Below are 350 nucleotides of genomic sequence, written 5' to 3' on the forward strand. Positions count from 1 at the left end.
ACGAACGCGGGATCGACGTCAGCCATGAAGCGGTTCGGTTCTGGTGGCACCGGTTCGGGCCGATGTTTGCCGCCGAAATCCGGAAACGCCGGATCAAGGGGATGCGGTCGAGCCAGTGGCGATGGCACCTCGACGAGATGTTCGTGAAGATCAACGGCGAGAGGCATTACCTGTGGCGGGCTGTTGACCATGAGGGCGAGGTCCTCGAGAGCTTCGTGACGAAGACGCGCGACAAGAAGGCAGCCCTGAAATTCCTCAGAAAATCAATGAAGCGCTACGGCCGGCCGGACACCATCGTGACCGACCGGCTTCGGTCCTATGGCGCGGCGCTGAAGGAAATCGGTGCGGCC

Annotated in this window: 1 protein-coding gene; it reads left to right on the forward strand. The window is 61.7% G+C overall.

Translation table 11 applies throughout. From position 1 onward, the window contains the following. The coding region (locus P1J78_RS25260; RefSeq protein WP_275570117.1) for an IS6 family transposase at nucleotides 1-350 on the forward strand (350 nt) is incomplete at both ends.

This window comes from Psychromarinibacter sediminicola (genome assembly GCF_029168335.1).
Classification (GTDB): Bacteria; Pseudomonadota; Alphaproteobacteria; order Rhodobacterales; family Rhodobacteraceae; genus Psychromarinibacter; species Psychromarinibacter sediminicola.